Raw genomic sequence first — 6,196 nt, 5'->3', positions numbered from 1 at the left:
CGGCATGACGTTCTTTTCGTACATCGAACTCAGGTTTTTTTAATAACATCTCTACCTATTTAGCCTGCATGCTCAATCCGCTACAAACTGCAGTTGAAGTAAGCCATTTGGTGAAGACTCCAATGTATGTGGTAAGGTACTGCATGAGGAAACTCTGTCTCGTTCCTCTTTAGCTCTAAACGACTCCCACGGGTTGACGAATCACTTTTTCTGGAAGATGGATAAAACAGGAAAAGCTTTAAAATGGGTGGAGATGGCTAAAGCTACCTAAGACTTCTTTACATTGCCCAATACCTGCATGGTTTCCAACGAAGGACTTTCGCTCCCTCCCTTGGGCTCTACCGTTACGGCAAAAGCAGCCGATTGAGCAATGCGCTTCATTTTCACCAAGCCCTCAGCATTCCAATCGAACACCCCGGCATCTACCGGCTGACCGTCTACTATAGCCCAGAGTTGATACTGCTTGTCGGCAGCCAACTCTTGCAGGTTGACTATATTCAGATAGAGCTCTTCAGTGGTTTCGTTCCAGTATACATCGGCATAAGCCTCTTTGGCATTGTCAGTGCCTGCCATACCAATTCTTCTGAAGTTGGGATTGCTCAAAATTCCGAAATCTGTCTCCAGCTGATCGAGCTTTTGATTGACCTGATTGTACTGTTCGGCCATCTGCGAGTTACTGGCCAGTAATTGTGCATAGGCCTGGCTGCTCGACTTCCACTTGCTGCGGTAGTCGATGGCCAGATAACCGCTTACCAAAGCCAACACAAGCGAAGCTGCTACTGCATACTTCCAGCCCTGGGAGGCTGGTAAGGAAACTACTTTTGGAGTATCCTGCCGGGTTGTCGGTTGTTCTGCAGAAGGCGCAGTCTGCTCATCGATTTTATCGAGAATAGCCTTTTTCATTTCAGGTTTGGGAGCCACCTGAGTAGCCATAGCCATATCTTCAAAAGCCTTCTCAATAGCATTGAGCTCGGCTTTCACTTCCGGATACTTGGCCATAACAGCCTCCACTTCTCTCATTTCCTCTGCAGAGAGCTCGTTGAGCGCATAGGCCTCAAGTATTCCTGACGATATGTATTCTTCTATATTCACGGCTAAGCCAGCTTTTTTCTCATATGTTTTAGGGCAGAGCGCAGCCTGGATTTAACAGTACCTAAAGGTATGTCATATTCTTCAGCAATTTCTGTGTGAGTGAACCCTTCGAAATATACCTTCTCCAGAATGAACTTCTGTTCTTCTACCAAGTCGTTTAATAAGGCACGCACCCCTATTCCATCGGTGTGCATTTCGGTGCTGTTGCGGCTGTCGACTCTATATACGTAGTCATCCATTGAGTCGGTTTTAGACGACCTGGAAATTTCTTTCGACCGCAGTTTATCGATAGCGGCATTCCGGGTAAGGTTCATCATCCAGGTAAAGAACCTGCCTCTGGAAGCATCGTACTGATCGATTTTATTCCAAATTTTCATGAAGACATCCTGAAGAACTTCTTCAGAGATGTCATCATCTTTTATAATTCTTGAAGCCACCCCCAAAAGTGCTGCGCTGTACTTATCATAAAGATAAGCCATGGCATTTTTGTCCCGATCCTTCAGCCGAAGCACCAGTTCACTTTCTTCCATATGTTGGGGAGTGGCTTTGATTTACTTCATGAATTAAAGGTGAATTACTTCGTCATAAGCTGCTGCGGTGGCTTCCATAACAGCCTCAGACATGGTTGGGTGAGGGTGTACCGATTTAATGATCTCATGACCTGTAGTTTCCAGCTTTCTGGCAGCTACCACTTCGGCAATCATTTCGGTTACGTTGGCGCCAATCATGTGGGCACCCAGCCACTCACCGTATTTGGCATCGAAAATCACTTTTACAAAACCATCGGGCACTCCTCCTGCCTTGGCCTTACCTGAAGCAGAGAATGGGAATTTGCCCACTTTCACTTCATAACCGGCTTCCTTAGCTGCTTTTTCAGTATAGCCTACAGAGGCAATTTCGGGCTGGCAATATGTACAACCCGGAATGTTGTTGTAATCCAAAGGTTCTACGTGTTGACCGGCAATTTTTTCGACACAAATAATTCCTTCGGCCGAAGCTACGTGTGCCAGAGCTGGCCCATGCACTACATCGCCAATGGCATATACTCCGGGAATGTTGGTTTTGTAATAGTCGTCTACCAGAATTTTACCTTTATCGGTAGCCACACCTACATCTTCCAGACCAATGCCTTCAATATTTGTGCTTATACCTACGGCTGAAAGTACCACATCGCACTCAAGAGTCTCGTCACCTTTCTTGGTTTTCACCGAAACTTTGCAAGTTTTTCCTTTGGTATCTACGGCCGTTACTTCGGCATTGGTCATGATCTTCATGCCTGCCTTTTTATAGGTTCTTTCGAGTTGTTTCGATACTTCTTCATCTTCTACCGGAACAATTCGATCCATATACTCAACAATGGTTACTTCAGTGCCAATGGAGTTATAGAAGTAGGCAAACTCTACCCCAATAGCTCCTGAACCAACTACCACCATAGATTTTGGCTGTTTTTCTAAAGACATAGCCTGACGGTAGCCAATAATTTTCTTGCCATCGATTGGCATGTGGGGCAATTCTCTTGCACGGCCTCCGGTGGCTACAATTATATGCTCGGCAGAGTAGTCAGTCTTAGACCCGTCTTCGGCTGTTACTTCTACTTTCTTTCCGGCTTTGAGCTTTCCGAAACCTACTATATGATCAATTTTATTTTTCTTGAAAAGGAAGTTGATCCCTTTGCTCATACCATTGGCAACATCACGACTTCTTTGCACCATGGCTCCAAAATCGGCAGAGGCTTTATCTACCTTAATTCCGTAGTCGCTGGCATGCTGAATATATTCGAATACCTGAGCACTTTTGAGCAGTGCTTTTGTGGGAATACAGCCCCAGTTCAAACAAATTCCGCCCAGTTCTGCTTTTTCTACCACACCTACTTTCATGCCGAGTTGTGAGGCTCTGATTGCTGCCACATAACCGCCCGGTCCACTTCCAATAACTATTAAGTCGTACTTTGTTGCCATAATTTTACTTTACCTGTTTTTGGGAAGGGCAAAGTTAATCCAAATCCAGTCACATCAAAACCAGGAAATTGGAGGAGTAAAGGCTTTTGGCTTTATTTGAAACTCTAAACTGACAAGAACATTTTTTGAAAAAAAATTGATAACAAATACACTATGGGTTTATTAACTGGAAAAACGGCTCTGGTAACCGGAGCATCGAAAGGCATTGGGAAAGCCATTGCTACAAAATTTGCTCAGGAAGGCGCCAATGTGGCTTTTACCTACTTATCTAGCGTAGAAAAAGGACAGGCACTTGAACAAGAGCTTGCTGCTTTTGGCACCAAGATTAAGGGCTTCCGATCGAATGCCGCGGAGTTTGCTGCTGCAGAGCAACTGGTGAATGATATTGTAGCTGAATTTGGCAGCCTCGATGTAATTGTGAACAATGCGGGAATTACCAGAGATAACCTGTTGATGCGAATGACCGAAGAGATGTGGGACGAGGTAATGAACGTGAACCTAAAATCTTGCTTCAATACGGTTAAAGCAGCTACCCGAACACTAATGAAACAAAGGGGTGGTTCTATTATTAATATCACTTCTGTGGTGGGCATAAAGGGCAATGCCGGACAGGCTAACTATGCGGCTTCCAAAGCAGGAATTATAGGTTTTACCAAATCGGTTGCACTTGAGCTCGGTTCCAGAGGAGTACGCTCCAATGCTGTGGCCCCGGGTTTCATAGAAACAGAAATGACTGACGCACTTGACGAAAAAACTGTTCAGGGCTGGAGAGATGCCATTCCTCTTAAGCGAGGTGGTAGTCCGGAAGATGTGGCTAATGCTTGTCTATACCTGGCTTCTGATCTATCGGCATATGTAACCGGCCAGACATTGGTGGTTGACGGAGGTATGCTCACCTAAGCACCGCTTATCAAATCATTGCAATTTTCATCATCGGTTGATGACCAAATTTCGCTCGAATGCGTTATTATGGCATCAACCGATTTTCATTCCATACTAAAAGCCATTGCGTAGTCTTCTGCTATTTCTGAGTAAAGTCACCTTACAGACAGACGCTTCTCCATGGTTCATTCCGCTTTGTCTGATAGCGGGGTTTAGCTATGGCTTTATCCTTTATTCCAAAAAAAGCCCCTGGAGCAGGAGTATTAACTACGCACTCTTGATTCTTAGAGCGGCTGCCGTGGCTTTAATCTGCTTTTTTCTTCTGGGGCCCCTGCTCAATCAGGTAACCTATCTGGAAGAAATGCCAATTGTAGTTGTGGCCATCGATGATTCTGCCTCCATAAAAGACGCTTATGATTCGACCGATTTTACAAGCATAAGAAACCAGATAGAATCTTTGTTTAACACCCTAAACCAAAGTGACTATGATGTTCGGCTTAGGGGCTTAAACGGCTACTTAGGTGGCATAGAAGAGCTTTCCTTTTCGGCAGAATCCACCAACCTGCATGGAGTACTGCAAGGAATAAGACAAGACTTTGAACAACAGAACCTTACGGCCACAGTATTGGTAAGTGATGGTATACACAACTATGGCAGTTCTCCTCAGTTTCTTACCCTCAATTACCCTGTGTTTAGCCTGGCCCTTGGCGATACCATTCCTGAGCAGGATTTGAGCATCAAGCGACTCAACTATAACAAAATAGCCTACCAGGGCAACCGCTTCCCCTTAGAGGTGGATCTATACAACAATGGCTATGTGGGTGAGGAGGTTTTTGTTGATGTGTTGCGCAATGAGCAGGTGGTAGAAAGTAAATCGGTAACTATAAGAGGCGATCGGGAGATTAATACTGTTTCATTTTTACTAGATGCCGAAACATTGGGCATTGAAAGCTACAGGGTTTCTGTACGCCCCAAGGCAAATGAAAGCTCAGTGAGTAACAATTCTCGCACAGCATTTATTGAAGTGGTTGACAGTGAACAACGCATTTTAATTGCGGCTGCCGCACCGCACCCCGATATCAAAGCACTGCGAGCGGTTATAGAAAGCAAAGAGGGGGTTGAGGTTGATATTTTTATTGAGGGAATAGCACAAGAAACTCCCGAAGGGCCGTACGACCTGATTGTTTTACACCAACTGCCCCAAATAACTGATATGCCCAATTGGTTGAGTGCCTGGATAAGCCAAACCAATACCTTTTATATTACCGGAGTTGAAGACCTTAACACGGTGAATGCACTCAATCCGGTATTGGCCTATAACAACTTCGGTCAGTCAGACGCTGTATCGCCTAACTTTAACCCCAATTTTGAACTTTTTAACATAAACCAGGAACTGCTCTACCGTGCCGGTAACTATCCACCTGTGAGAGCTCCATATGGCAATTTTGAAATAAAAGCCAATGCAAGTGTTTATCTCTACCAGAAAGTTGGCAGTGCGCAAACCAGCCGCCCATTGCTTACTGTGCTCAATGGAGACGATACCAAGTCGGCCGTTTTTTCGGGGGCGGGCTTTTGGAAGTGGCGTCTTCAGGAAAACGGTCAGTTCGAAGAGAGTAAGTTGTTTGATGAATTGTTTGGAAAGTTGATTCAGTTTTTAGCCACTAAGGACGATAAACGCAACTTTCGCATTAACACCACCCAAGAGAGCTACTTCAACACGGAAGTGATTGAGTTCAATACAGAAGTATATAATCAGCTGTATGAAAAGGTGTATGACTACAGCATAGACCTGCAACTAACCAATGCGGCAGGCGAAACGGAAGAGTATAATTTTGTGAACTCCCCAACCGAAAATTTTAAAATAAGAGGGCTGGAGCCGGGCGTATATCGCTATACGGCCAACACCAGTCTGGCCGGCAAGCGAGAAACAGCCGAGGGCACTTTTTCCGTGCAGGCCCTGCAGTTGGAAGATATAGACCTAACGGCCAATCATCAGCTACTAAGGAATATTGCCAAAAATTCGGGAGGCCGGTTTTATCTGCTGGCGAACTACGAAGATGCCCTGCGGCAGATCGATGAACTCGATGCGCGGCCAATATCGAGGGCTAACGAAAAGCTCAACCCAATCATTAACAACCCGTGGTGGCTATACCTGCTGCTTGCCCTATTTTCGCTGGAATGGTTTACCCGTAAATATCACGGCAGCTATTAAGTCCCACCGCCCACACCTGCCAATGTCAATTTTTTCTTGATTTTTTTATTGA

The 6,196-nt window shown here is 45.1% G+C and carries 5 protein-coding genes; 2 read left to right on the top strand and 3 right to left on the bottom strand.

Features of this window, described 5'->3' with window-relative positions:
• Positions 1–267 precede the first annotated feature (267 nt).
• From B3O12_RS12200 to lpdA, 3 genes are read right to left on the bottom strand one after another with little or no spacing between them, the layout of a single operon-like run.
• Positions 268–1,092, bottom strand: coding sequence for an anti-sigma factor (locus B3O12_RS12200; RefSeq protein WP_286756475.1), 825 nt, complete (start codon positions 1,090–1,092; stop codon positions 268–270).
• A 2-nt stretch (positions 1,093–1,094) separates the two neighbouring features.
• Positions 1,095–1,622, bottom strand: a complete 528-nt coding sequence (locus B3O12_RS12195) for an RNA polymerase sigma factor (RefSeq protein ID WP_189628297.1) — start codon at positions 1,620–1,622, stop codon at positions 1,095–1,097.
• Positions 1,623–1,655: 33 nt separating this feature from the next.
• Positions 1,656–3,050 (bottom strand): dihydrolipoyl dehydrogenase, encoded by a 1,395-nt coding sequence (gene lpdA, locus B3O12_RS12190; protein WP_189628298.1) that lies wholly within the window; start codon positions 3,048–3,050, stop codon positions 1,656–1,658.
• A 153-nt stretch (positions 3,051–3,203) separates the two neighbouring features.
• Between lpdA and fabG the strand changes: the two genes are divergently transcribed.
• Together fabG and B3O12_RS12180 are read left to right on the top strand one after the other, a co-directional pair.
• Positions 3,204–3,950, top strand: coding sequence for a 3-oxoacyl-[acyl-carrier-protein] reductase (gene fabG / locus B3O12_RS12185; RefSeq protein ID WP_286756474.1), 747 nt, complete (start codon positions 3,204–3,206; stop codon positions 3,948–3,950).
• Between the two features lie 106 nt (positions 3,951–4,056).
• Positions 4,057–6,144 (top strand): hypothetical protein, encoded by a 2,088-nt coding sequence (locus B3O12_RS12180; RefSeq protein WP_286756473.1) that lies wholly within the window; start codon positions 4,057–4,059, stop codon positions 6,142–6,144.
• The last annotated feature ends 52 nt before the right edge of the window (positions 6,145–6,196 follow it).

The sequence above is a fragment of the Roseivirga sp. UBA838 genome (assembly GCF_002296035.1).
Taxonomy (GTDB): domain Bacteria; phylum Bacteroidota; class Bacteroidia; order Cytophagales; family Cyclobacteriaceae; genus Roseivirga; species Roseivirga thermotolerans.
Note: the sequence above shows the minus strand (reverse complement) of the source record. Positions and strands in the feature narration are given on the sequence as shown.

Bases quoted from the DNA above. Each gene is read 5' to 3' on its own strand.
- B3O12_RS12195 (WP_189628297.1), bottom strand. From the start codon at position 1,622: ATGGAAGAAAGTGAACTGGTGCTTCGGCTGAAGGATCGGGACAAAAAT.
- lpdA (WP_189628298.1), bottom strand. From the start codon at position 3,050: ATGGCAACAAAGTACGACTTAATAGTTATTGGAAGTGGACCGGGCGGT.
- fabG (WP_286756474.1), top strand. From the start codon at position 3,204: ATGGGTTTATTAACTGGAAAAACGGCTCTGGTAACCGGAGCATCGAAA.